The organism is Planctomonas psychrotolerans (genome assembly GCF_008642235.1).
Taxonomy (GTDB): Bacteria; Actinomycetota; Actinomycetes; order Actinomycetales; family Microbacteriaceae; genus Planctomonas; species Planctomonas psychrotolerans.
Genome location: NZ_SJEV01000001.1, coordinates 1,903,057 through 1,927,621 on the forward strand (window position 1 = coordinate 1,903,057; position 24,565 = coordinate 1,927,621).

The window sequence follows — 24,565 nt, forward strand, 5'->3', positions numbered from 1 at the left end:
TGTTTCCGAGAGAACCCAAAACCGGTTCCTCATTATGGAGGGGGAATAGTCCATTCCCTAAACCGTTAATATGGAGAACCGGTGCAGCACGTGGATTCCCGGTCCTCCACCTTTCTTCCTCTCCCACTCCGACCTCTAAGGGGACTCATGGACAGCGGCGATCCCTTCGGCTTCATCGGTCTCACCTATGACGACGTGATGCTCCTCCCCGGGCACACCGACGTCATCCCGAGCGAGGCGGACACGTCGTCCCGCCTCACCAAGCGCATCACCGTGTCCGCGCCCCTGCTCTCCTCGGCGATGGACACCGTCACCGAGTCGCGCATGGCGATCGCCATGGCGCGTCAAGGCGGCCTCGGCGTGGTGCACCGCAACCTGTCGATCGAGGATCAGGCCGCGCACGTCGACAAGGTGAAGCGCAGCGAGTCGGGCATGATCACCAACCCGGTCACCACCCGGCCCGACGCGACGGTGGCCGAGGTCGACGCGCTGTGCGGCCAGTACCGGGTGTCCGGTCTCCCCGTGGTCGAGAGCGACGGCACGCTCGTCGGCATCATCACCAACCGCGACATGCGCTTCGTCTCGCAGTTCGAGAAGCAGACCATCCTCGTGCAGGACGTGATGACCCGTGCGCCCCTGATCACCGCTCCCGTGGGCATCGATCCCGACAGCGCGGTCGCCATCTTCGCGCAGCACAAGATCGAGAAGCTGCCCCTCGTCGATGCGAACGGCAAGCTCCGCGGCCTCATCACCGTGAAGGACTTCGACAAGTCGGAGAAGTACCCGAACGCCACGAAGGATGCCGAAGGTCGGCTCCGCGTCGGTGCGGCCATCGGATTCTTCGGCGACGCGTGGGAGCGCGCGATGGCGCTCGTCGACGCGGGCGTCGACGTGCTCGTCGTCGACACCGCCAACGGCGACAGCGCCGGCGTGCTCGACATCGTGCGCCGGTTGAAGAGCGACCCCGCCGCGGCCGACGTCGACATCATCGGCGGCAACGTGGCCACCCGCGGCGGCGCGCAGGCGCTCGTCGAGGCGGGCGTCGACGCCATCAAGGTGGGCGTGGGCCCCGGCTCCATCTGCACCACCCGCGTGGTCGCGGGCGTGGGCGTGCCTCAGGTCACCGCGGTCTACGAGGCGTCGTTGGCGGCCCGTGCCGCCGGCATCCCGGTGATCGCCGACGGCGGCCTGCAGTACTCGGGCGACATCGCCAAGGCGCTGGTCGCGGGCGCCGACACCGTGATGCTCGGCTCCCTGCTCGCGGGGTGCGACGAGAGCCCCGGCGACCTCATCTTCGTGAACGGCAAGCAGTTCAAGACCTACCGCGGCATGGGTTCCCTCGGGGCGCTGCAGACGCGCGGCAAGCGCACCTCCTACTCGAAGGACCGTTACTACCAGTCGGACGTGCCCGACGACGACAAGCTGATCGCCGAGGGCATCGAGGGCCAGGTCCCCTACCGCGGTGCGCTCTCGAACGTGGTGTACCAGCTGACCGGCGGCCTCCGCCAGTCGATGTTCTACGTGGGCGCCCGCACGGTGTCGGAGCTGAAGGATCGCGGTCGCTTCGTGCGCATCACGGCCGCGGGTCTCAAGGAGTCGCACCCGCACGACGTGCAGATGGTCGCGGAGGCGCCCAACTACCGTCGCTGACGTGGCGCCCCACGGTCCCTGAGCTTGTCGAAGGGACGTCACCGAACGCGCGGAGCAGGTGACGGCACGGCGCTCCCGCGATAGGCTGGTCGGCTCGCCGGAGGCGGGCGATTCTCCGATGCCGCGACTCAGCGCGTCGGGGCATGCCGATTCGCACCGCACCGGAGACACCCCGTGGGACACATCGACGTCAGTAGCGTCTCGTTCACACTTCCCGATGGTCGTCCGCTGCTCGACGACGTGTCATTCCGGGTAAGCGAGGGAACCACCGCGGCACTGATCGGCCCGAACGGCGCCGGGAAGTCCACCCTCCTCCGCATTCTGCGCGGCGAACTCAGGGCCGACTCCGGCGTGGTGGCGGTGGACGGGGGACTCGGCGTAATGGATCAGTTCGTGGGTTCCGCCGGCGACGATTCGACCGTTCGCGACCTGCTGGTCTCCGCCGCTCCCGCACCGGTGCGGGTCGCCGCACGGGCACTCGACGCGGCGGAGCTCGCCCTTCTCGAAAGCGACACCACACCGAACCAGATGGCCTACGCCACCGCGCTCGCGGACTACGGCGACAGCGGCGGGTACGAGCAGGAGACGGTGTGGGACACCTGCACCATGGCGGCCCTCGGTGCGCCGTTCGAGCGGGTGCAGTACCGCCCTCTCTCCGAGCTGTCCGGCGGCGAGCAGAAACGGCTCGTGCTCGAGGCGCTGCTGCGCGGGCTGGAACAGGTGCTGCTTCTCGACGAACCCGACAACTTCCTCGACGTGCCGGGCAAGCGCTGGCTGGAGGAGGCGCTGCGGGAATCGCGGAAGACGGTGCTGCTGGTGTCGCACGACCGGGAACTGCTCGCCCGCGCCGCCGACCGCATCCTCACCCTGGAGGTGCGGGCGGCGGGGAACAGCACCTGGACCCACGGCGGCGGCTTCGCCACCTACGCCCGGGCCCGCGCGGAGCGGATGGAACGCCTCGACGAACTGCGGAGGCGCTGGGACGAGCAGCACGAGAAGCTGCGCACGCTGGTGCGCACCCTCAAGGTGAAGGCCGCGGCGAACGACTCCTTCGCCTCGCGGTATCACGCCGCCACGACGAGGCTGCGCAGGTTCGAGGAGGCCGGTCCGCCGGAGGAGCGTCCCCAGGCGGCCGACGTACGGATCCGCCTGGTCGGTTCGCGCACCGGCAAGCGGGTCATCGTCTGCGAGCAGCTCGAGCTCACCGGACTCATGCGGCCCTTCGACCTCGAGGTCTGGTACGGCGACCGGGTGGGCGTGCTGGGCTCCAACGGGTCCGGCAAGTCGCACTTCCTCCGCCTGCTGGCGCGCGGCGGATCGGACCCGGATCCGACCCTGGGTCACGCGACGAGCGTCGGCGAGGCGCTCCCCCCGGTGGAGCACTCCGGCCGGGCGATCCTCGGCTCCCGCGTGGTGCCCGGCTGGTTCGCCCAGCTGCACGAGCACCCGGAACTCACCGGGAGGACGCTGCTCGACATCCTGCACCGGGGCGACTCGGAGCGGCAGGGCATGGCCCGCGAGGCCGCCAGCCGGGCGCTCGACCGCTACGGGCTCGCCGGAAGCGCCGAGCAGACGTTCGACACCCTCTCCGGCGGACAGCAGGCGCGGCTGCAGATCCTGCTGCTCGAACTGTCGGGCGTAACGCTGCTGCTGCTCGACGAACCGACCGACAACCTCGACATCGACTCCGCGGAGGCGCTGGAGGACGCGCTCGCCCGCTTCTCCGGCACCGTGCTCGTGGTCACCCACGATCGCTGGTTCGCGCGCGGCCTCGATCGGTTCGTGGTCTTCGGCTCGGACGGCGAGGTCTACGAGTCCACAGCACCGGTCTGGGACGAGGGCCGTGTCGAACGGGCCAGATAGGCTGAACCGGTGAGTGACGTAGAGATCGGCCGCAGCAAACGGGCCCGCAGGGTGTACGCCTTCGACGACATCGCGATCGTGCCGTCACGGCGTACGCGCGACCCGCAGGACGTGTCGATCGGCTGGTCGATCGATGCCTACCAGTTCGACATCCCCTTCCTCGCGGCGCCGATGGACTCGGTGGTGTCTCCCGCCACGGCCATCCGCATGGGCCAGCTCGGCGGACTCGGCGTGCTCGACCTCGAGGGCCTCTGGACGCGCTACGAGAACCCCGAGCCGCTGCTCGAGGAGATCCGCAATCTGCCCGCCGAGGTCGCCACCGCCCGCATGCAGACCATCTATTCGGAGCCGATCAAGCCCGAGCTGATCACGGCCCGCATCGCGGAGATCCGCGCGGCCGGCGTGACGGTGGCCGGGTCGCTGTCGCCCCAGCGCACGCACGACCTCTCCGACTGCGTGGTCGACGCCGGCGTCGACCTGTTCGTCATCCGCGGCACCACCGTGTCCGCCGAGCACGTGTCCCGCGCCTCCGAGCCGCTCAACCTCAAGAAGTTCATCTACGAGCTCGACGTGCCCGTGATCGTCGGAGGCGCCGCGACGTACACCGCGGCACTGCACCTCATGCGCACCGGGGCCGCCGGTGTGCTCGTCGGGTTCGGCGGGGGCGCCGCCTCGACCACCCGCAGCTCGCTCGGCATCCACGCGCCCATGGCCACCGCGGTGTCGGATGTCGCTGACGCGCGCCGCGACTACATGGACGAGTCGGGCGGCCGGTACGTGCACGTCATCGCCGATGGGGGCCTCGGCACCTCGGGCGACATCGTCAAGGCGATCTCCGTGGGCGCCGACGCGGTGATGCTCGGCTCCACGCTCGCCCGGGCCACGGATGCGCCCGGCGGCGGATACCACTGGGGGGCCGAAGCGCACCACCCCGAGCTGCCGCGGGGCAGCCGGGTGCACGTCGGCCAGATCGCCCCGCTCCAGCAGATCCTTTACGGCCCGTCCACCGTGGCCGACGGAACCGCGAACCTCGCCGGGGCGCTGCGTCGGTCGATGGCCACCACCGGATACTCCGACCTCAAGGAGTTCCAGCGCGTCGAGGTCGTCGTCGCGCCGTACCACAAGTAGCACCGTTGGAAGGCGGGCTGCGGCCTGCGGAAAGCATGGAGGGGAACATGGCTCGATCTCGCACGGTGTCCCGGTCGTCCAAGCTCGGACCGGAGGAACGCGTCGCCGCGATCGATTCCCTCCGGTCCAAGGAGCTCGACATCCTCGTCGTCGGTGGGGGGATCGTCGGTGCGGGCAGCGCTCTCGACGCCGTGACCCGCGGTCTCAGCGTCGGACTCCTCGAGGCGCGGGACTGGTCGAGCGGCACGTCGAGCCGGTCCTCGAAGCTCGTGCACGGCGGCATCCGCTACCTCGAACAGCTCGACTTCCGCCTCGTCCGCGAGGCGCTCATGGAGCGCGGGCTGCTGTTGCAGCGCATCGCGCCGCACCTCGTGAAGCCCGTCCGCTTCCTCTACCCCCTCAAGAAGCGCGTCATCGAGCGGCTGTACATCGGCGCGGGCATGCTGCTCTACGACATCTTCAGCTGGTCAGGAGGGCGGCCGCCCGGCGTGCCGCACCACCGCCACCTCACCAAGCGCCAGGTTCTCCGCGCCATCCCGAGCCTCGCCAACGACGCGCTGGTGGGCGGCATCACCTACTACGACGCCCAGGTGGACGATGCGCGTTACGGTTCGTCGCTCGTGCGCACGGCGTCGTTCTACGGCGTGCACGCGGCCAGCCGCGTCCGCGTCGAGGGCTTCCTCAAGGTGGGCGAACGCGTGGTGGGCGTGAAGGCGCACGACCTGCAGACCGACGAGAGGTTCGAGGTGCGGGCCCGCCAGGTCGTGAACGCCACGGGCGTCTGGACCGACGACACCCAGTCGATGGTGGGCGAGCGCGGGCAGTTCAAGGTGCGGGCGTCGAAGGGCGTGCACCTGGTGGTGCCGCGCGACCGGTTCCAGTCCAACACCGGCCTGCTGCTCCGCACCGAGAAGAGCGTGCTGTTCGTCATCCCGTGGGGCCGGCACTGGCTGATCGGCACCACCGACACCGACTGGAACCTCGACAAGGCGCATCCGGCGGCGACCGCGGCCGACATCGACTACATCCTCGAGCGCGTGAACTCGGTGCTCGCGGTGCCGCTCACCCGCGAGGACGTGGAGGGCGTGTACGCGGGTCTGCGGCCGCTGCTCGCCGGAGAGTCGGACCAGACCTCCAAGCTGTCCCGCGAGCACCTCGTCGCGCACTCCGTGCCCGGGCTCGTGGTGGTGGCCGGCGGCAAGTGGACCACCTACCGCATCATGGCGAAGGACGCGATCGACGAGGCGGTCGCCGCGCTCGACGGCAAGGTGCCGCCGAGCGTGACCGAGGACATCAGCCTGCTCGGTGCCGAGGGGTACAGCGCCGCGTGGAACCGCCGCGGGAAGATCGCCCGGGCGTTCGGGGTGCACCGGGTGCGCATCGAGCACCTGCTCAACCGGTTCGGCACGCTCACCGACGAGATTCTCGACCTCATCCGCGAGCGTCCCGAGCTCGGCGAACCACTGCCCGGCGCGGACGACTACATCGGGGCCGAGGTCGTGTACGCCGCGAGCCACGAGGGCGCTCTGCATCTCGAGGACGTGCTCGCCCGGCGGACCCGCATCTCGATCGAGGCGTGGGACCGGGGAGTGTCGGCCGCGCCGGTCGCGGCGTCCCTCATGGCGGGCGTGCTCGGGTGGGACGACGAGCGGGAGCAGTCCGAGGTGGCGCACTACCTCAAGCGCGTCGCCGCGGAGATCGCGAGTCAGCGGCAGCCGGACGACGAGTCGGCGGACCGCGTGCGGCTCGAAGCGCCCGACGTGGCCGTCGTCCCGCGGTAGCGGCCCCGCCCTTCGACAGGCTCAGGGACCGCCTTCGACAGGCTCAGGGACCGCCTTCGACAGGCTCAGGGACCGCCTTCGACAGGCTCAGGGACCGCCTTCGTCGGGCTCAGGGACCGCCTTCGACAGGCTCAGGGACCGCCCTTCAACAGGCTCAGGGACCGCCTTCGACAGGATCAGGGACCCAGTGGCCGGCGGATAGAATGGCCGCACCGCACCCTGGCATGTTGAGGAGCCCCCATGGTCGACGTTCGGCGTGTCAAACTCCCCGGAGTGGGCGTGCTGCACACGTTCATCACCGAGGACGGCGGCAAGGTCGGCGTCATCGCCCACCGTTCCGGACACAGCGACCTCATCTCGTTCGCGGATGAGGAGGACGGCGGACCGGACGCGAGCAAGGTCTCGCTCCGGTTGAGCGAGGACGAGGCGCACACGCTCGCGGAACTGCTGGGCGGCACGCGCATCACCGAGACGCTCGACAAGCTCGACCAGATCCCCGGCCTCAGCATCGACTGGTTCACGGTGGACTATGACGACGCGATCGCCGGGCATCACCTCGGAGCGCTGGCGTCCGCCGGCATCATCGGGGTCACGGTCGTCGCGGTGGTCCGCGGCGAGTCCGCCAACCCGGCCCCCGCCGACGACTTCACGGTCTTCCCGGGCGACACCCTCGTCGTGGCGGGGTCGCCCGAGAAGGTCGCCAAGGTGTTCTCGTTCTACCGCACGGGCGCCCGCACCGCGCCGTCCGCGAACGACCGGCTCGACGCGCCGCCCGGGGGCTGATCGTGCACCTCGGCGACGACCTCATCACCCTCGGACTGCTGTTCGTCCTCGCCTACGTGCTCGGCCGGCTCGGCAAGCTGATCGGCTTGCCCGCCATCCCGGTGTACATGGTGGTCGGACTGCTCGCGAGCCCCAACACCGACGTCTTCCCGCTCGACTTCACCGCGGACATCGAGATGATCGCGGTGTTCGGTCTGATCCTGCTGCTGTTCAGCCTCGGCCTCGAGTTCGACCTCGACGACTTCTTCTCGAGCGCCCGCACCCTGCTCATCTCCGGCGGTTCGTACATCCTGCTCAACATGGGCGTCGGCTTCGTGTTCGGCATGCTCGTGGGCTGGGGGCCGCGCGAGGCGCTCGTGATCGCGGGGATGATCGGGACGTCGTCGAGCGCCATCATCACCAAGCTGCTCATCGAACTGCGCCGCCTGGCCAACCGTGAGACCCCGATGATCCTCGGCGTGACCGTGGTCGGCGACGTCTTCATCGCCGTCTACCTCGCGATCGTGTCGGTGGTGCTGAGCGGCGAGACGGAGATCTGGCCGATCGTGGTGCAGCTCACCGTGTCGTTCCTGTTCCTCGTCGCCATGTTCACGGTGGCGCGGTGGGGTGGCCGGGTGGTGTCGCAGCTCATGCGCACCAAGGACGACGAGCTGTTCACGATTCTGTTCTTCGGCCTCGCCCTGCTCTTCGCGGGCATCGGCGAGATCATCGGCGTGACGGACGCCATCGGGGCATTCCTCATCGGTCTCGTGCTCGGCGCCAGCCGCCATCGCACGCGGATCGAGCGGGTGGCCGTGCCCCTCCGGGACGTGTTCGCCGCGTTCTTCTTCCTGAACTTCGGACTCGCGCTCGACGTCGAGGAGTTCGGCTCCGTCGCCGAGATCGTGCTCCTGGCCGTGCTGGTCACCTTCGCGCTGAACGTGCTCGCCGGGATCCTCGTGGCGCGCCTGCACGGGATGGGTCGTGCCGAGGCGGTCAACGCCGCGGCGATCCTCGTCAACCGGGGCGAGTTCACCCTGATCCTCGCGACGCTCTCGGTGGGCGCGGGTCTCGATCCGCGACTGCAGCCGTTCGCCGGACTGTACGTGCTCCTCATGGCCGTGCTCGGACCGTTGTTCGCCTCGAACTCCGAGCGGATCGGCGTCGCCATCGCGCCCCGGAACCGGCGTGGCTCGGCGGGCACCCGACGGAATGCGCCCCGGGAGAACGACCCGATCGCGCTCATGGAGGAGTCGCTCAGAGGGGACGCGGGCAACGGGAATCCGCACGCCGGTGACGTGGGCGAACCGCCCCATCCCGGAACCCGGCCCGAACGCGAGAGGGAACCCGACTACTGACCATGCTCGACATCATGCGCCGGCCGAAGTGGATCGGTCTCCTCGTCCTCGCCCTTGCCATCGCGGCGGGGTTCGCCCTCCTCGGCCAGTGGCAGCTCGCCCGAGCCGTCGAATCGGGTGTGGTGCTCGAACGCGCCACCGAGGAGGCGATCCCGCTGCCCGAGGTCGTGCAGCCGCAACAGCCCGTGCCCGAGGCGTCCTCGGGCCAGCGGGTGAGCGTGACCGGCATCTGGCAGCCCGGGGACTACGAACTCGTCGCGGACCGGGTGAACGGCGGGGCGGACGGATTCTGGGTGGTGGGTCACCTCGCCGTCACCACCGACGGCGAGACGGTCGCCGACAACGCGCCCGGGCTCGCCGTGGCGCTCGGGTGGACGGCCGACCGTGCCGACGCGCTCGCGGCCGCCGACACGGCCGCCCGCACCGCACCCACCCAGCCGGTGTCGATCACCGGCCGGTTCCTGCCGAGCGAGGCGCCCGAGCTGCCCGACGAGTCTGGGGATCCCGACGAGATGACCACGCTCTCGGTCGCCGCGCTGATCAACCGGTGGGAGGACTTCGGGAACACCGATGCGTACTCCGGATTCGTGGTGGCGGACGAGGCGCCCGCGCCGCTCCAGGTCATCGATTCGCCCGCGCCGTCCACCGCGATCCAGCTCAACTGGCTGAACATCTTCTACGCCGCCGAGTGGGTGATCTTCGCCGGTTTCGCGGTGTTCATCTGGTTCCGCCTCGTGCGCGACCAGCTGGAACGGGAGACCGAGGAGGCGGAGGAGGCCGAGGAAGCGGCGAAGCTCGCCGCTTCGGGCAGTCGGTAGAATCGAAGCCATGCCGCTCGCACCCAAGCCCTCGACTTTCCCCCGCATCCGGAGCGCACGCACCTTCTACACCGTGACGGCGTACATCACCGGGGTGCTCCTGCTGCTGCTCGTGATCGAGATGCTGCTGAAGTACGTGGGCAAAGTGGAGATCGAGCTCGGCGGGCCGTTCGGCTTCCTCGCGCTCGTGCCCGAGGGCACCACCACGGCATTCAACCTGAGCATCGGCATCCTCACCGTCCACGGGTGGTTCTACGTCGTGTACCTCATCGGCTGCTACCGGGTGTGGACCCTCATGCGCTGGAGCATGGGTCGGTTCCTGCTCCTCGCCGCGGGCGGAGTGCTCCCCTTCCTCTCCTTCATCGTCGAGCGGCGCACCGCGCGCGAGATCGACTCGTACCTCGCCGCCCGCGAAGCGGAGCTCGCGAACGATCCAGCCACCCCCTCAGCAGCCAACCCCAGCGTGGAGGCATCACATTAGCGTCGACAATCCCACCGCCCAGCGGCCCGTTCTCGTGGTCGACTTCGGAGCGCAGTACTCGCAGTTGATCGCCCGACGGGTGCGCGAGGCCAACGTCTATTCCGAGATCGTGCCGCACAGCGTCACCGCCGCGGAAGTTGCCGAGAAGAACCCGGTCGGCATCGTGCTGAGCGGGGGACCGTCGAGCGTCTACGAGGAGGGCTCGCCCGAGCTCGACCCGGCGATCTTCGACCTCGGCGTGCCCGTGCTCGGCATCTGCTACGGCTTCCAGGTGATGGCCAAGTCGCTCGGCGGCCAGGTCGCGAACACCGGTCTGCGGGAGTACGGCTCGACCGGGGTGGACGTCGCCGGTACCGGCGGCGTGCTGCTCGACGGGCAGACCAGCGGCCAGCGCGTGTGGATGAGCCACGGCGACTCGGTATCCCAGGCGCCGGAGGGCTTCGAGGTGCTCGCGAGCACACCGTCCACCCCGGTGGCGGCCTTCGGCAGCGACGAGCGCCGCCTGTACGGGGTGCAGTGGCACCCCGAGGTCGGTCACACCCAGCACGGCCAGGCCGTGCTCGAGAACTTCCTGCACCGCGCCGCGGGCATCCCCGCGGACTGGAACAGCAGCAACGTGATCGCCGAACAGGTCGAGCGCATCCGCAAGCAGGTCGGCACCGCACGGGTGATCTGCGGGCTCTCCGGCGGCGTGGACTCCGCCGTGGCCGCGGCGATCGTGCACCAGGCCGTCGGTGACCAGCTCACCTGCATCTTCGTCGACCACGGGCTGCTGCGCCAGGACGAGCGTCGGCAGGTCGAGGAGGACTACGTCGCCTCCACCGGTGTGCGCCTCGTCACGGTCGACGCGGTCGACCAGTTCCTCGACGCGCTCGCCGGAGTGAGCGACCCGGAGCAGAAGCGCAAGATCATCGGACGCGAGTTCATCCGCACCTTCGAGGGTGCCGCCGAGGCGCTCGTTCTGGAGGCCGCCGCGGGCGGCGAACCGATCCGATTCCTCGTGCAGGGCACCCTGTACCCCGACGTCGTCGAGTCCGGGGGAGGGTCGGGCACGGCGAACATCAAGAGCCACCACAACGTCGGCGGCCTGCCCGAGGACCTGCAGTTCGAGCTCGTCGAGCCGCTCCGTACCCTCTTCAAGGACGAGGTGCGGGCGATCGGACGGGAGCTGGGCCTGCCGGAGGTCATCGTCGCCCGCCAGCCGTTCCCGGGCCCCGGGCTCGGCATCCGCATCGTCGGCGAGGTGACCGCCGAGCGACTCGAGCTCCTGCGCACGGCGGACGCCATCGTGCGGGAGGAACTCAGCGCGGCGGGTCTCGACACCGAGATCTGGCAGTGCCCGGTGGTGCTGCTCGCCGACGTGCGATCGGTGGGCGTGCAGGGCGACAGCCGCACCTACGGGCATCCCATCGTGCTGCGGCCCGTGTCGTCCGAGGATGCGATGACCGCCGACTGGACCCGGCTGCCCTACGACCTGCTGGCACGCCTCTCGAACCGCATCACCAACGAGGTCGCCGGCGTCAACCGTGTGGTGCTCGACGTGACGTCGAAGCCGCCGGGGACGATCGAGTGGGAGTGATCCCCTCCCGGTTCTCCGCCGGAAACGACAACGGCCGCCCCGAGGGGCGGCCGTTTCGTGTTGCGGAGGTGTCTAGTCGCTGCCACGCAGGATGGCGAAGATGCGCAGGATCTCGATGTAGAGCCACACGATGGTGACCATGAGACCGAACGCCGCCTGCCAGCCGAGCTTGCGGGGAGCTCCCGAGCGCACGCCGCGCTGGATGAAGTCGAAGTCGAGCACCAGCGAGTACGACGCCATGACCACCGCGAGCAGGCCGATGACGATGCCGAAGAGCCCGGCACGGAGGCCGAACGGGTTGTCCAGGACACCGAACATCACGAGGCCGAAGTTCACGAGCGAGAACACCAGGTAGCTGACCATCGCGACCATGAAGATCTTGGTGGCCCGCTTGGAGGCGCGGATCTTGCCGCTGCGGAACAGTGCGAGCACGACACCGACGACCACGAGGGTCGCGAGCACGGCCTGCACGGCGAGGCCGTCGAACTGGGTGTCGAGGATGCGGGAGATGCCGCCGACGAAGAGTCCCTGGAACGCCGCGTAGGCGACGATCAGGGGTACGGACGGCTGCTTCTTGAACGCGTTGACGAGCCCGAGCACCAGACCGATGATCGCGCCCGGCAGAGCGAGTGCCGGGATCATCCAGCCGACTGCCGCAGTGGCGAGGAGCACCGCGAAGAGCACGACGCTCTTGGTGATGGTGTCCTCATAGGTCATGCGGTCGGTCTCGACCGCGGTGGCCGACGGGCTGTCGTACAGCGCCTGCAGGCTTTCGGGCGTGACCTCCTGCGTAGGGGCTACGCCGCGACCGTTGAAGGCCGGGTTTCGCGAGAACGTGGGGTTTGCCATGGTTCCTCTGTCTATAGGGGTGGGGGCACCGCAATGGTGCTGCACCAAATCTAGCCGATCAGGCCGCCGGATCCCTTGGCGTTCGCCCGAAGCGTGCGGCCGAGGTGCAGTCGGCGGGCCAGCCATGCGGTAGCGACGAGCAGCACGGTGCTCGCGGTCAGAGCGAGGCCGAAGGCGCCGTAGTCGTGCAGCAGTTCGGCGAGCAGCAGACCGAACGCGATCGGGATGAGGAGGACGGGCCAGCACCTGGCCGGGCGGTGCCGCACCAGCAGCCACCCGGCCAGCGGAACCACGAACAGCCACATCTGCGCGGGTCCGCCCAGCATCCCGCAAAAGGCCAGTGTGCTCGGCAGTGCGGGTACGACGCGTCGCCAGCCCTGGGCGGGGAGGATCAGCCATCCCGAGGTGTGCAGCATCGTTCCGGCGAGAAGGCCGAACAGGAAGTAGGTGTTGGTGAGCTCGATGAGCACGCCGCCGGTCACAAGCATCGCCAGCCCGTTCCCGTAGCGGCCGCGGTACGTGCCCCAGCGCAGCGGCACCGACGACGTCGGTTCCGGTATCCGCGTCCGCATGATCGCCCCCCAGCCTCGCGCCGGTTCCCCGAGTCTGCTGCCGCCGGCGGTGTCGGCCATGGCATCCTATCGACCGCGGTTCCTCCCGGTCGCGTAGCGTGGACGGATGCTCTCGACGCCGCGTCCGGTCATCATCGGGCATCGGGGTGCCCCGGGATACCGCCCCGAACACACCCGGTCGAGTTTCGAGCTCGCCTTCGCGCTGGGCGCCGACGCCGTGGAGCCGGACATCTTGGCGACCCGCGACGGCGTGCTGGTGGTGCGGCACGAGAACGAGATCTCCGGCACGACCAACGTGGCGGACCTGCCGCGATACGCCGACCGGCGGACGACCAAGGAGATCGACGGCCGCCCGCACACCGGGTGGTTCACCGAGGACTTCACCTGGGCCGAGCTCGGCGAACTCCGCGCGCGGGAGCGGCTGCCCGGCATCCGCAGCACGAGTGCGTCGTTCGACGACACGCTGGGACTCCTCCGCCTCGAGGACGTGCTCGAGCTGGTGGACACCGCCGCCGCCGACTCGGGCCGGAACCTGGGCATCGTCGTCGAGGTCAAGCACGCCACCTACTTCGACTCGCTCGGCCTCCCGCTCGACGAACTGCTCGCCGACACTCTCGGAGCCGCGGGCTGGGCCGCACGAGGCGACCGGCTCGTGGTGGAGTCGTTCGAGGCGGGCATGCTCGACCGCTTCGCGCGGCGCGGAGTCGACGCATCCCGGGTGTTCCTGCTCGATGCGGCCGGGGCGCCGTTCGACGAGGTGGCCGCGCGGGGGAGCGCGGCACCGACCTACGACGACCACCTGACCGACGACGGACTGGCGGCGCTCGGAGCGCGGGTCGACGGCATCAGCGTCGACCGGAGCAGGCTGCTCCCCACGGACGCCGCCGGTGTCGCGCTCTGCACCACCGATCTCGTCGACCGCGCCCACCGGGCCGGGCTGTCGGCGTACTGCTGGACCCTCCGGCCGGAGAACAGGTTCCTGCCCGTCAACTTCCGGCACGGCACGCACCCGGCGTCGTTCGGCAACTACGAGAGCGAGTGGCGACTCCTCGCCGCAACCGGTCTCGACGGCGTCTTCGTCGACCACCCCGACCTCGCCGTCGCCGCGCTCATGGAGCGCTGACCACCGCGCCGCAGGACCGCGCTGGTCGGACGCCCAGCCACGGCCCGCCAATGCCTAGTCGAACGCGGCGCCGACGCCCGGAATCTCGGCCCGGTAACGGTCGAACAGCCGACGCGCCACGGCCACCGAGTCGACGAACGGGTGCGCGGCGATGGCCCGCCAGGCGAGGGTGGCGTCCCTCGAGCTCGACGCGGTGAGGACCAACTGCTCGACGGCCTTGATCTGCTGCATCAGTCCCAGCATCTCGGCCTGCACCGGGGCGATGTCGAACGGCCGGATGCCGGCGGAGTCGACGGTGCACGGCACCTCGATCACCGCGTCGTCGGCGAGCTCGGGCACCGCGCCCCGATTGGCCACATTGAGGATCATCGTCGAGGACGGTCCCGAGGTGAGCGCCGTCATGAGGTTCAGGGCCACGGCCTGATAACCGCCACCCTCCACGTCGCTCTCCTCGCGGCCGTCGCGGTCCTCCTCGGCGCGGCTCTCGGCCATGTAGCTCGACTCGCGGTCGTGCCTCGTGCGGTTCCAGAGGTCGAGGGCGCTGTCGGGGTGGGCGTGCGCGTCCCGGTAGAACGCGCCCTGCTGCCGGTGCAGGAACTCGCCGCGCGTCTCGGCCGATGAGCGGAGGCGTTCGGTCGCCTCCCGCTCGAAGTAGTAGTAGTAGAGGTACTCGTTGGGCAGCGCGCCGAGGGCACGCACCCAGTCCGCGCCGAGCAGTCGCGCCTCCTCGATGCCGCCCAGTGCGGTGTCGTCGGCCAGCAGCCCGGGCAGGCGGTCCTGTCCGTCGACCGACAACCGTCGGAGCCAGCCCAGGTGGTTGAGGCCGACGTAGTCGAAGTCGGTCGGCTGCGGTCCGGCGCCCACAGCGCTCGCCGCACGCCGGAGCAGCCCGACGGGGGTGTCGCAGATACCGACCACGCGGTCGCCGAGGAACGCGCGCATGGCCTCCGTGACCATCCCGGCCGGGTTCGTGAAGTTGATCACCCAGGCATCCGGGGAGAGCGTCGCCACACGCTCGGCCAGCCGGCGCGCGTGCGGCAGGGTGCGGAGCGCGTACGCCAGGCCGCCCGGCCCCACCGTCTCCTGGCCGAGCACTCCGAGTTCGAGGGAGATGCGCTCGTCGGCGATCCGGCCCTCCGAACCCCCGATGCGCATCGCCGAGAAGATGAACGAGGCGCCCCGCACCGCGTCGTCGAGATCGGTCGTCGCGGTCACCCGCGGCGGACGGGGGAGAGTGCCGGCCATGTGCGTGAGCACCGCGCGGATGGTGTCGAGTCGCTCCGGGGCGACATCGTGAAGACACAGTTCGGTGACCCGGGCGGCGTCGCCGTCGGCCCCGAGCGCCTGGAAGATCTGCGGAACTCGGAAGCCGCCGCCGCCGATGAGGGTGAGTTTCATGCGACGAATACCGCGCTTCCTGCCTGTCGGATTCCCAGAGTACTTCGCCGGGGAATCCCCCGTGCTATCGTCCGAATTCTCAGGCGGACCGCGCCGTCGGAGCGAACAGGGAAGAAGGCCACGGTGACCGCACCCGCCGAGTTCGACCTGTTCCTCACCGGACCGATCTTCTTCGACATCGTCTTCACCGGACTGCCGGCCGAACCGGCCCCCGGCACGGAGGTGTGGGCGGAGGGCATGGGCTCGCTCCCCGGCGGCGTGGCGAACCTCGCGGTCGCCGCCGCACGCCTCGGACTGCGGACCAGTCTCTCAGCCGGGTTCGGTGACGACGCCTACGGGCAGTGGGCGTGGTCGTTGCTCGAGGACCAGGAGCACATCGATCTCAGTCGGTCGCGCACCTTCCCGGGCTGGCACTCGGCCGTGACCGTGTCCCTCGCCACGCACGGCGACCGCACCATGATCACGCACGGCCACCCCGTTCCGATCCCCCAGGCCGAGCTGGTGGGACGTCCTCCTCGCACCCGCGCCGTGCTGGCCGAGCTGGTCGCGCCGGAGGGCGAGGAACCGTGGTGGGGAACCGTGGGGGACAGCGGCGCCCTGGTCTTCGCCGACGTGGGGTGGGACCCCACCGAGCGGTGGAACGCGGCGGACCTCGACGCGCTCGCGTCGTGCCACGCCTTCCTGCCGAATCATGTGGAGGCGATGGCCTACACCCGGGCCGACACCCCGGAGGACGCGCTCGGCAGACTGGCCGACCGCGTGCCGCTCGCCATCGTCACCAAGGGCAGCGCCGGAGCGATCGCGGTGGACTCGACCACTGGCGAGTCCGCGTCCGTGCCGAGCCTCGACGTGCGCTCGGTCGATCCGACCGGCGCGGGCGACGTGTTCGCGGCAGCCGTGGTGCTGGGCACGCTCGCGGAGTGGCCGCTCGAGCAGCGCCTCCTCTTCGCATCGCTGTGCTCCGCGCTCGCGGTGCAGCACTTCGGCGGATCTCTTGCGTCGCCGGGGTGGGGCGACATCGCGGACTGGTGGGAGGCCACGACCCGAGCGGCCGGATCGAGTGCGGATGCCGCGGAGCTCGCTCAGCGCTACGGTTTTCTCGAGGATCTCGTGCGCGACGTGCCTCGGAACGCCGTGCGGCGGGCCGAGGCCACGTTCGGTCTGCTGACCGAGGCGGAACAGTTCGCCGAACCATGACCCGACGGCCCCACCTGGATCGCCCGCTCCGAGGGCGGATTCCCCGACAGACGTTCCGCCCTCGAAAGGACAAGCCATGAACGCTCCTCTCCGACCCCGCTTCGCCGGCCTCGCCGCGGCGGCGGTTCTCGCGGTCACGCTCGCCGGGTGCACTCCGGGCTCGGGGGGAACACCCGCGCCGACCCTCGATCCGGATCGCGAGATCGAGACGGACGTCTCGGCCCTCGGCGACCGGACGCTGACGGTGTGGGACCAGGAGGTGCGCGGCGGCCAGGACGAGCAGATGACCCGGCTCAACGCCGCATTCGAGGAGGAGTACCCGAACATCACCATCGAGCGGGTATCGCAGTCCTTCGACGACCTCGGTCGCACCCTGCGCCTCGCGCTGAGCGGTGACAACGCACCCGACGTGGTGCAGGCCAACAACTCCCGTGCGTCGATGGGCGCGTTCGTCGCGGCGGACCAGCTGCTTCCGCTCGACCCGTGGGCGGAGGAGTACGGCTGGGCCGACCGGTACCCCGAGAGCATCCTCACCTACTCCACCTACAGCGACGACGCCACGACGTTCGGCGAGGGCTCCCTCTACGGGCTCCCGCAGGTGGGCGAGGTCGTGGGCGTGTTCTACAGCAAGGCCAAGCTCGACCAGCTCGGTATCGACGTGCCCGCGGACTGGGAGGCCTTCGAGGCGGCCCTCCGCACGGCGAAGGATGCCGGTGAGACGCCCCTGCTCCTCGGCAACATCGAGAAGTGGCCGGCAGGGCACGTGTTCGGCCCCGTGCAGGGTGCGCTGGTCGACAGCGAGGAGATCCAGAGCCTCGGCTTCGGCAACGAGGGCGCCAGCTGGCTCACGCCTGAGAACGTGGCCGCGGCGGCAAAGCTTGCCTCCTGGCAGACCGAGGGATTCTTCAATGAGGGAGTGAACGGGACCGACTACGACGCCGCCTGGCAGAGTCTCGCCGCCGGCGACGGGGTCTTCCTGATGGGCGGATCGTGGCTCGCGGCGGACCTGCAGGACGCCATGGGCGAGGACGTCGGATTCTTCGTGCCGCCGGCGACGGCCGGCGAGGGCGCCCGCACCACCGGGGGCACCGGGCTGCCGTTCACGGTGACCAGCGCCACCGACACCCCCGACCTCGCGGCCGCGTACATCGACTACATCACGAGCGACGACGCGATGGCGATCCTCGCGGAGACCGGCAACCTGCCCGTGGTCGACACGCAGCAGTACGCGCCCGCCAGCGGGGTGCTGCGCGACGTGTACACCGCGTTCGGGTCGGTCACCGAGGAGGGCGCGCTCCTGCCCTACCTCGACTACGCGACGCCCACCATGGGAGACACGCTCGGCGAGGCGCTCCAGGGCCTCCTCGACGGCCGCCTCTCGCCCGAGCAGGTCACGGAGGCGCTCGAGGCGGACTATGCCGACTTCACGGCGGCGGACTGAGCCCCCCGCGCCGCGGGCCGCGACACGGTCCGCCGCGCGCGGCACGACGAGCACGCCCGCGGTGCGTCGCGCCGGCCCCTCCGCCGGACCGACCCCGTACCTCCTCATCCTCCCCGCCTTCCTCGTCTACGGGGCCTTCCTCCTCTTCCCGCTCGCGCGATCCGTGCACCTCTCGTTGTTCGACTGGGACGGCCTCACCCTCGCCACCTTCGTCGGGTTCGACAACTACATCGACATCGCCACGGACGAGCGCCTCCGTGCCGCCTTCGGCCACGCGCTGGTTCTCGTGTTCTTCTTCGCCATCCTGCCGGTGTGCATCGGGCTCGCCCTGGCCGCGGTGCTCACCCGCGCGCGCGTGCGCGGCCTGCCCCTGTTCCGCACCATCGTGTTCCTTCCCCAGGTGATCGCGATGGTGGTCGTGGCCATCGCCTGGCGGCAGATCTACGCGCCCGACGGCGTGCTCAACACCGCGCTGCGAGCCGTGGGGCTGGACGCGCTGACCCGGGCCTGGCTCGGCGACTACACCTTTTCACTGCCCGCGGTGGGACTCATCGGCACCTGGGTGTCCACCGGGCTGGTCACCGTGCTCCTCATGGCGGGCATGGCCCGGATCCCGGCGGAACTCTTCGAGTCGGCCCGGCTCGACGGCGCCGGCGCGGTGCGTGAGTTCTTCTCGATCATCGTGCCCGCGGTTCGCCCGGAGGCGACGGTAGCGCTCACGCTGACCGTGGTGGCATCGCTCAAGACGTTCGACCTCATCTATGTGACCACGGGTGGAGGCCCGGGCAGTTCCACCACCGTGCCGAGCTACGAGGTCTACCGCCGTGCGTTCGAACTCGGCGAGGTCGGGTCGGCCGCCGCCGTAGGAGTGACCTTGACCGCGGTGATCTTCGCCCTGAGCGTCGTGATCAACAGGCGAGCGGAGCGCGGCGCGTGAGGATCGGGGTGGGCGAACGCGCCGCGAACTACATCGTCCTCGTGGGGGTGTCGGTGCTCGTGCTCGCGCCGATCCTCACCATCCTGATCGCCGCCTTCTCGCCCGCGAGCGCCAGCGCCGCCCGGGAAGGCGCCTTCCACCCCGGCAACTTCGTCGCGGCGTGGCAGGAGGGGCGCTTCGGCAGCTACATGGCCACGTCCGTGCTCGTCGCCGCGATCGTCGTGACCCTCGCCGTGGGTCTGTCGCTTCTGAGCGGCTACGCCTTCGGCACCATGACCTTCCGCGGCCAGAACGTGCTGTTCTACCTGTTCCTCCTCGGCATCATGGTGCCGGCCGAGGCCATCATCGTTCCCCTGTTCTTCGACCTGCGCACGCTCGGGCTCACCGACACCGTCTGGGCCGTGTCGCTGCCGCAGGTGGCGCAGTCCGTGGCGTTCGGCACGTACTGGATGCGCACCTACTTCCGCGGGGTCAACCGATCGGTGATCGAGGCGGCACGCCTCGACGGTGCGTCGTCGCAGCGGGTGCTGTGGTCGATCCTCGTACCGATGGGACGGCCGGCCATCACCACGATGGTGGTGCTGATGTTCATGTGGACATGGAACGAGTTCCTCATCCCGCTCGTGATGTCGCCGTCGGGCTCCTTCCGCACCGCACCGCTCGGCCTCGCGCTCTTCCAGGGCCAGTACACGCAGGGCACGGCGCTTCTCGCCGCCGGTGCCGTGCTCGTCGCCCTGCCGGTGGTGCTGCTCTACTTCCTGCTGCAGCGGCACTTCATCCGCGGGATGCTCGACGGCGCGGTCAAGGAGTAGGACATGGTCGAGGGGTAGGACGCCGCCCCGGGTCCGGTGTCGGTGGCGGCGAATACAATTGCACGGAGATGACTCCCCCCGTGACTCCCCGCCTCACGCCCGCGCCCGCGTACCCGGTGATCGTCGAACCCGCTGCCGATCTTCTCGACGGACTGAACCCCGAGCAGCGCGAAGCGGTCGAGTACCGGGGCCCCGCCCTCCTCATCGTCGCCGGTGCCGGGTCGGGCAAGACGCGGGTGCTCACGCATCGCATCGCGGGACTGCTGGAGAGCCGCGAGGCGTGGCCCAGCCAGATCCTCGCCATCACCTTCACCAACAAGGCCGCGGCAGAGATGCGCGAGCGTGTGGAGCAACTGGTCGGCCAGGCCGCCGAGGGCATGTGGATCTCCACGTTCCACTCGGCGTGCGTGCGGATCCTGCGCCGTGAGGCCGAGAACTTCGGCTTCACCCCGAACTTCACGATCTACGACTCGGCCGACAGCCGCGTGCTGATCAAGCGCATCATCAAGCAGTACGAGGCCGACACCTACGGCTTCACGGTCTCGTCGGTGGCGGGGCGCATCTCCAAGCTGAAGAACGAACTCGCCGACGCCGACAGCTTCGCCCGAACCGCGAACTTCAACGACCCGGCCGAGACCGCGTTCGTCGAGGTGTTCCGCGAATACACGCGCTCGCTCAGCGCCGCGAACGCCTTCGACTTCGACGACCTGATCGGGCAGACCGTCTACCTCTTCCGCGCCTTCCCGCACGTCGCCGCGAAGTACCAGCGACGGTTCCGGCACGTGCTCGTCGACGAGTACCAGGACACCAATCACGCGCAGTACTCGCTCATCCGCGAACTCACCCGGCCGGTCGCGCCCGAGCACGTGCCGGCCGACACCCGCATGGCGCTCTCCGGCACCGGCGGCATCGAGGGGGCCTCGCTCACGGTGGTCGGCGACTCCGACCAGTCGATCTACGCGTTCCGCGGCGCGGACATCCGCAACATCGTCGAGTTCGAGCGCGACTTCCCGCAGTCGAAGGTGGTGATGCTCGAGCAGAACTACCGGTCGACGCAGAACATCCTCTCGGCGGCGAACGCCGTGATCTCCCACAACTTCGACCGCAAGGACAAGAAGCTGTGGACGGCGATCGGCGACGGCGAGAAGATCGTGGGCTTCACCGGGTACTCCGGACACGACGAGGCCCAGTTCGTGGCCGACGAGATCCAGAAGCTGCACGACAGCGGCATGGACTATAAGGACATCGCTGTCTTCTACCGCACCAACTCGCAGACGCGTGCGCTCGAGGAGATCTTCATCCGGTCGGCGCTGCCATACCGGATCATGGGCGGCACCAAGTTCTACGAGCGCGCCGAGATCAAGGACGCGATGGGATATCTCGTCTCCGTCGCCAATCCGAACGACGAGCTCGCCCTCCGCCGCATCCTGAACACCCCGAAGCGGGGCATCGGCCCGGCCACGCAGACGCAACTGGCCGTGTTCGCCGAGACGCACGGCGTCTCCTACCGCGAGGCGATGCGCCACGCGTCGTCGCTCGGGCTCGGCCCGAAGGTCACCGGGGCGATCCTGCAGTTGTCGACCCTGTTGGACGAGGTCGCGGCGATGCTCGAACCGACCGACGCGTCGGGGCCCGCGCCGGTGAGCGACATCCTCGGCACGCTGATCACCCGGAGCGGGCTCGTCGATGCGCTGCGCGCCAGCCGCGACCCGCAGGACGAGGCGCGCGCGGAGAACATCGAGGAACTCCTCGCCGTGACGAAGGAGTTCGGGCGCAACAATCCCGACGGCCAACTGATCGACTTCCTCACCGAGGTGTCGCTGGTGGCGGCCGCCGATGAACTGGACGACAGCTCCGGCACCGTCTCGCTGATGACCCTGCACACCGCGAAGGGACTCGAGTACCCGGCGGTCTTCGTGACCGGCGTGGAGGAGGACCTGCTGCCGCATCGCATGTCCGCCGACGAGCCGGGCGGCCCCGCCGAGGAGCGACGGCTGTTCTACGTGGGCATCACCCGGGCACGGCAGAAGCTCTTCCTCTCGCTGGCCATGACCCGGGCGCAGTTCGGCGACGTGAACGTGGCGATGCCGAGCCGCTTCCTGCAGGAGATCCCGGCCGACCTCATCGAGTGGCGGCAGTCGCCCGGAATGGCCAACTCTCGCGGCGGCACCCAGCCGCGGGCCCTGAACGCCCGCCGCGAGGGCGGCGGATACGGCTCCGGGCGCACGTCGCTCCGCTCGTCCGACGACCGCGGCCCCCGCTTCGGCACCACCGACCCGACGGCGCTCGGAGCCGGGCGACCGAAGACCGAGTGGACCAACCGGGTGACCGGCACCGTGCGCGACAACGGCGACCTCGAGCTGGTGGCCGGCGATCGCATCCGCCACACCGACTTCGGCGAGGGACGTGTGAACGGCGTCACCGGCGTCGGGCCCAAGCGCATCGCGGAGGTGCAGTTCGACACCGCGGGACGCAAGCGGCTGCTGATCAAGGTCGCGCCGATCGAGAAGCTCTAGCCTCGCCGGCACGAGCCCGGCACGAGCCCGGCACGAGCCCCGCGCGGGGAGCTCCCTGCTTCGGATACGCGTCGTCGCTACCGTTATGTGTGTAGCGGGGAAGCGCAACGGGAGCGGGGAGCGGTCAGGGGGACGGTCACGCGTCGCGGCGGAGGCGGCGGAGCAGCAGCGTCTTCGGCAGGTGTCGGATCGTCCGGGGGAGCCGCGGGTACACGGCGCGGGTGACTGCCAGCACCGCCGTGAACGCGCGCTCGCGCCGGGGCGACCACGCGAGCCCGAAGGCGGTTCGCAGCCGCGGGGTCAGCAGACCCGCGGTGACGAGGCGCGCGAGCGGCATCGACAGGCGCAGCCACAGTGGCCCCGATGCCGGGAACAGCACGCGCGCGGCGGTGTCCCGGGCGAGCTCACCGGGGGAAAGGGTGGCGAGGCGATCCGCCCAGTACACGCCGAACGCGGCGCGGTCCGCCGGCCACAGGTCGGGCGGCATCCCGAGCTCCGTCGCGAGCGGGGCGTAGGCCGCGTAGAGCGCGTCGGCAGTCGCGTCGTCGAGCGGACCGTAGACCAGTTCGTGCATCGTGACCGCGGAGTCGTACAGGGTGGCCGCCACCCACAGCTGCAGCTCCGGATGCGACGCCGAATAGGCGGGACCGGCGTCGCTCCGTGCGCCGCGCACCGTCGCGTGTGCGGCATTCACCCGGCGCCGCGCCAGTCGGATGTCGGACTCGGAACCGCAGACGACGGCGTAGGCGAACGTCAGCGTGCCGGTCAGCCGGTCGGTCGGCCGGGTCTCGAAGTCGCTGTGCTCGGCGACACCGCGCCCCACTGCCGGATCCGCGAGCTGCAGCAGGATCGCGCGCCCGCCCGCGCCGATCAGCACCGCCTCGGCCGCGATATCTGCCGCGTGCACCGGCCGTTCGCGGCGGGTTCCCCGCATGGTGGACTCCTCCCGCCTCGGTCGTGCTCCGTACTCCCGAGGGAAACGCTAGCGGTAGGCTTCTCAACGGTTCGTGTGTCTCCCGGACGGTTCCCGCCCGATCGAGTCACGCGGTCACGAACTCACTCACACCGCAATAACGCACGGCGTCGCGTCGCCCGTGCGGATGGGATGGACAAGCGTGGACCTATTCGAATACCAGGCGAGAGATCTCTTCGAGTCGTACGGGGTGCCGGTCCTTCCCGGTGTCGTGGCGGACACCCCCGAGGAGGTGCGTGCCGCGGCGGAGAAGCTCGGCGGCACGGTGGTCGTAAAGGCCCAGGTCAAGACCGGAGGCCGCGGCAAGGCCGGCGGCGTCAAGGTCGTGAAGACGCCCGACGAGGCTTTCGAGGCCGGTACCGCCATCCTCGGTCTGGACATCAAGGGCCACACGGTGCACCGGGTCATGGTCGCCAGCGGCGCCAGGATCGCCCAGGAGTTCTACTTCTCCATCCTGCTCGACCGCGCCAACCGCTCCTACCTGTCGCTCTCCAGCGTCGAGGGCGGTGTGGAGATCGAGGAACTGGCCGTCACCCGGCCCGAGGCGCTCGCGCGCATCGAGATCGACCCCATCGCCGGCATCGACACCGCCAAGGCGGAGGAGATCGCCCGGGCTGCTCGCTTCCCCGACGACCTGCTCCCGAAGATCGCCCCGGTGATCGAGCGCCTGTGGGCCGTCTACCGCGACGAGGATGCGACGCTCGTCGAGGTGAACCCGCTCGTGCTCACCGAGGACGGTGAGATCATCGCCCTCGACGGCAAGGTGACGCTCGACGAGAACGCCGGATTCCGGCACCCGAACCACGAGGCGCTCGTCGAAGCGGGCGACGTGGACCCGCTCGAGGCGAAGGCCAAGGAGTCGGACCTCAACTACGTGAAGCTCGACGGTCAGGTGGGCATCATCGGCAACGGCGCCGGTCTCGTGATGTCGACGCTCGACGTGGTGTCCTACGCCGGGGAGAAGCACGGCGGCGTCCGCCCGGCGAACTTCCTCGACATCGGCGGCGGAGCGTCCGCCGAGGTCATGGCGGCCGGTCTCGACGTCATCCTCGGTGACGACCAGGTCAAGAGCGTCTTCGTGAACGTGTTCGGCGGGATCACGGCGTGCGACGCCGTGGCGAACGGAATCGTCGGCGCGCTCGAGAAGCTCGGCGACACCGCATCCAAGCCGCTCGTCGTGCGCCTCGACGGCAACAACGTCGAGGAGGGCCGCCGCATCCTCGCCGAGGCCGCGCACCCGCTCGTGACCGTGGTCGACACGATGGACGAGGCCGCCGACCGCGCGGCCGAGCTGGCACACGCCGCCAACTGACGCGCTCGAGAGAGA

At 69.9% G+C, this 24,565-nt stretch carries 20 protein-coding genes; 16 read left to right on the forward strand and 4 right to left on the reverse strand.

The genetic code is table 11. The annotated features are described in order from the left end of the window. Window positions 1-147: 147 nt before the first annotated feature. From guaB to guaA, 9 genes are all read left to right on the forward strand, one after another. On the forward strand, window positions 148-1,650 hold the full coding sequence (gene guaB / locus EY822_RS08755) for an IMP dehydrogenase (RefSeq protein ID WP_150307919.1): 1,503 nt from the start codon (window positions 148-150) through the stop codon (window positions 1,648-1,650). A gap of 174 nt (window positions 1,651-1,824) precedes the next feature. After that, on the forward strand, window positions 1,825-3,513 hold the full coding sequence (locus tag EY822_RS08760; RefSeq protein ID WP_150307920.1) for an ABC-F family ATP-binding cassette domain-containing protein: 1,689 nt from the start codon (window positions 1,825-1,827) through the stop codon (window positions 3,511-3,513). A gap of 9 nt (window positions 3,514-3,522) precedes the next feature. Then, window positions 3,523-4,641, forward strand: a complete 1,119-nt coding sequence (locus tag EY822_RS08765) for a GuaB3 family IMP dehydrogenase-related protein (RefSeq protein WP_150307921.1) — start codon at window positions 3,523-3,525, stop codon at window positions 4,639-4,641. Between the two features lie 47 nt (window positions 4,642-4,688). Beyond that, window positions 4,689-6,422, forward strand: a complete 1,734-nt coding sequence (locus EY822_RS08770) for a glycerol-3-phosphate dehydrogenase/oxidase (RefSeq protein ID WP_227497150.1) — start codon at window positions 4,689-4,691, stop codon at window positions 6,420-6,422. A gap of 240 nt (window positions 6,423-6,662) precedes the next feature. Next, the gene (locus EY822_RS08775; protein WP_150307922.1) at window positions 6,663-7,205 is read left to right on the forward strand and encodes a cation:proton antiporter regulatory subunit; all 543 of its coding nucleotides are present in this window, start codon (window positions 6,663-6,665) and stop codon (window positions 7,203-7,205) included. Between the two features lie 2 nt (window positions 7,206-7,207). Beyond that, a complete protein-coding gene (locus EY822_RS08780) occupies window positions 7,208-8,542 on the forward strand; it encodes a cation:proton antiporter (protein WP_150307923.1) in 1,335 nt (444 codons plus the stop codon). A 2-nt stretch (window positions 8,543-8,544) separates the two neighbouring features. After that, window positions 8,545-9,360, forward strand: coding sequence for an SURF1 family protein (locus tag EY822_RS08785; protein WP_150307924.1), 816 nt, complete (start codon window positions 8,545-8,547; stop codon window positions 9,358-9,360). Window positions 9,361-9,370: 10 nt separating this feature from the next. Further along, window positions 9,371-9,841 carry a DUF3817 domain-containing protein gene (locus EY822_RS08790; RefSeq protein ID WP_150307925.1) on the forward strand — a complete coding sequence of 157 codons (471 nt, stop codon included), beginning with the start codon at window positions 9,371-9,373 and terminating at the stop codon, window positions 9,839-9,841. Further along, window positions 9,837-11,420 carry a glutamine-hydrolyzing GMP synthase gene (guaA, locus tag EY822_RS08795; RefSeq protein WP_150307926.1) on the forward strand — a complete coding sequence of 528 codons (1,584 nt, stop codon included), beginning with the start codon at window positions 9,837-9,839 and terminating at the stop codon, window positions 11,418-11,420. The genes EY822_RS08790 and guaA overlap by 5 nt, the downstream gene beginning before the upstream one ends. A gap of 72 nt (window positions 11,421-11,492) precedes the next feature. On the opposite strand, the gene EY822_RS08800 is transcribed toward guaA, so the two are convergent. Continuing rightward, window positions 11,493-12,269 (reverse strand): Bax inhibitor-1/YccA family protein, encoded by a 777-nt coding sequence (locus EY822_RS08800; RefSeq protein WP_150307927.1) that lies wholly within the window; start codon window positions 12,267-12,269, stop codon window positions 11,493-11,495. A gap of 50 nt (window positions 12,270-12,319) precedes the next feature. Then, the gene (locus EY822_RS08805; RefSeq protein ID WP_150307928.1) at window positions 12,320-12,901 is read right to left on the reverse strand and encodes a hypothetical protein; all 582 of its coding nucleotides are present in this window, start codon (window positions 12,899-12,901) and stop codon (window positions 12,320-12,322) included. A 46-nt stretch (window positions 12,902-12,947) separates the two neighbouring features. Between EY822_RS08805 and EY822_RS08810 the strand changes: the two genes are divergently transcribed. After that, on the forward strand, window positions 12,948-13,964 hold the full coding sequence (locus EY822_RS08810; protein WP_150307929.1) for a glycerophosphodiester phosphodiesterase family protein: 1,017 nt from the start codon (window positions 12,948-12,950) through the stop codon (window positions 13,962-13,964). Between the two features lie 54 nt (window positions 13,965-14,018). On the opposite strand, the gene EY822_RS08815 is transcribed toward EY822_RS08810, so the two are convergent. After that, window positions 14,019-15,362, reverse strand: a complete 1,344-nt coding sequence (locus tag EY822_RS08815; protein WP_150307930.1) for a 6-phospho-beta-glucosidase — start codon at window positions 15,360-15,362, stop codon at window positions 14,019-14,021. 123 nt (window positions 15,363-15,485) lie between these two features. Here EY822_RS08815 and EY822_RS08820 point away from each other — a divergent pair, with 123 nt between their 5' ends. The 5 genes from EY822_RS08820 to EY822_RS08840 all read left to right on the forward strand — a co-directional run bounded on the left by EY822_RS08820 (window position 15,486) and on the right by EY822_RS08840 (window position 22,265). Continuing rightward, on the forward strand, window positions 15,486-16,559 hold the full coding sequence (locus tag EY822_RS08820; protein ID WP_150307931.1) for a PfkB family carbohydrate kinase: 1,074 nt from the start codon (window positions 15,486-15,488) through the stop codon (window positions 16,557-16,559). A gap of 76 nt (window positions 16,560-16,635) precedes the next feature. Beyond that, window positions 16,636-18,000 carry an ABC transporter substrate-binding protein gene (locus EY822_RS08825; protein WP_150307932.1) on the forward strand — a complete coding sequence of 455 codons (1,365 nt, stop codon included), beginning with the start codon at window positions 16,636-16,638 and terminating at the stop codon, window positions 17,998-18,000. 61 nt (window positions 18,001-18,061) lie between these two features. Further along, window positions 18,062-18,937, forward strand: coding sequence for a carbohydrate ABC transporter permease (locus tag EY822_RS08830; protein ID WP_227497151.1), 876 nt, complete (start codon window positions 18,062-18,064; stop codon window positions 18,935-18,937). A gap of 8 nt (window positions 18,938-18,945) precedes the next feature. Continuing rightward, window positions 18,946-19,749: a carbohydrate ABC transporter permease gene (locus EY822_RS08835; protein ID WP_406610163.1), complete on the forward strand. Its 804-nt coding sequence runs from the start codon at window positions 18,946-18,948 to the stop codon at window positions 19,747-19,749. 68 nt (window positions 19,750-19,817) lie between these two features. Next, a complete protein-coding gene (locus EY822_RS08840; protein ID WP_150307935.1) occupies window positions 19,818-22,265 on the forward strand; it encodes an ATP-dependent helicase in 2,448 nt (815 codons plus the stop codon). Between the two features lie 136 nt (window positions 22,266-22,401). Here the strand turns inward: EY822_RS08840 and EY822_RS08845 are convergent, their stop codons facing one another. After that, window positions 22,402-23,199 (reverse strand): oxygenase MpaB family protein, encoded by a 798-nt coding sequence (locus tag EY822_RS08845; RefSeq protein WP_150307936.1) that lies wholly within the window; start codon window positions 23,197-23,199, stop codon window positions 22,402-22,404. 181 nt (window positions 23,200-23,380) lie between these two features. Here EY822_RS08845 and sucC point away from each other — a divergent pair, with 181 nt between their 5' ends. Then, window positions 23,381-24,550, forward strand: a complete 1,170-nt coding sequence (gene sucC, locus EY822_RS08850; RefSeq protein WP_150307937.1) for an ADP-forming succinate--CoA ligase subunit beta — start codon at window positions 23,381-23,383, stop codon at window positions 24,548-24,550. Window positions 24,551-24,565: the final 15 nt, after the last annotated feature.

What these genes read in the sequence shown, in the direction of transcription:
- EY822_RS08825 (WP_150307932.1), top strand. Translation starts at nt 16,636, where the DNA reads ATGAACGCTCCTCTCCGACCCCGCTTCGCCGGCCTCGCCGCGGCGGCG.
- EY822_RS08775 (WP_150307922.1), top strand. Translation starts at nt 6,663, where the DNA reads ATGGTCGACGTTCGGCGTGTCAAACTCCCCGGAGTGGGCGTGCTGCAC.
- guaB (WP_150307919.1), top strand. Translation starts at nt 148, where the DNA reads ATGGACAGCGGCGATCCCTTCGGCTTCATCGGTCTCACCTATGACGAC.
- EY822_RS08815 (WP_150307930.1), bottom strand. Translation starts at nt 15,362, where the DNA reads ATGAAACTCACCCTCATCGGCGGCGGCGGCTTCCGAGTTCCGCAGATC.
- EY822_RS08845 (WP_150307936.1), bottom strand. Translation starts at nt 23,199, where the DNA reads ATGCGGGGAACCCGCCGCGAACGGCCGGTGCACGCGGCAGATATCGCG.
- EY822_RS08805 (WP_150307928.1), bottom strand. Translation starts at nt 12,901, where the DNA reads ATGGCCGACACCGCCGGCGGCAGCAGACTCGGGGAACCGGCGCGAGGC.
- EY822_RS08785 (WP_150307924.1), top strand. Translation starts at nt 8,545, where the DNA reads ATGCTCGACATCATGCGCCGGCCGAAGTGGATCGGTCTCCTCGTCCTC.
- EY822_RS08810 (WP_150307929.1), top strand. Translation starts at nt 12,948, where the DNA reads ATGCTCTCGACGCCGCGTCCGGTCATCATCGGGCATCGGGGTGCCCCG.
- EY822_RS08840 (WP_150307935.1), top strand. Translation starts at nt 19,818, where the DNA reads ATGACTCCCCCCGTGACTCCCCGCCTCACGCCCGCGCCCGCGTACCCG.
- EY822_RS08800 (WP_150307927.1), bottom strand. Translation starts at nt 12,269, where the DNA reads ATGGCAAACCCCACGTTCTCGCGAAACCCGGCCTTCAACGGTCGCGGC.
- EY822_RS08770 (WP_227497150.1), top strand. Translation starts at nt 4,689, where the DNA reads ATGGCTCGATCTCGCACGGTGTCCCGGTCGTCCAAGCTCGGACCGGAG.
- EY822_RS08790 (WP_150307925.1), top strand. Translation starts at nt 9,371, where the DNA reads ATGCCGCTCGCACCCAAGCCCTCGACTTTCCCCCGCATCCGGAGCGCA.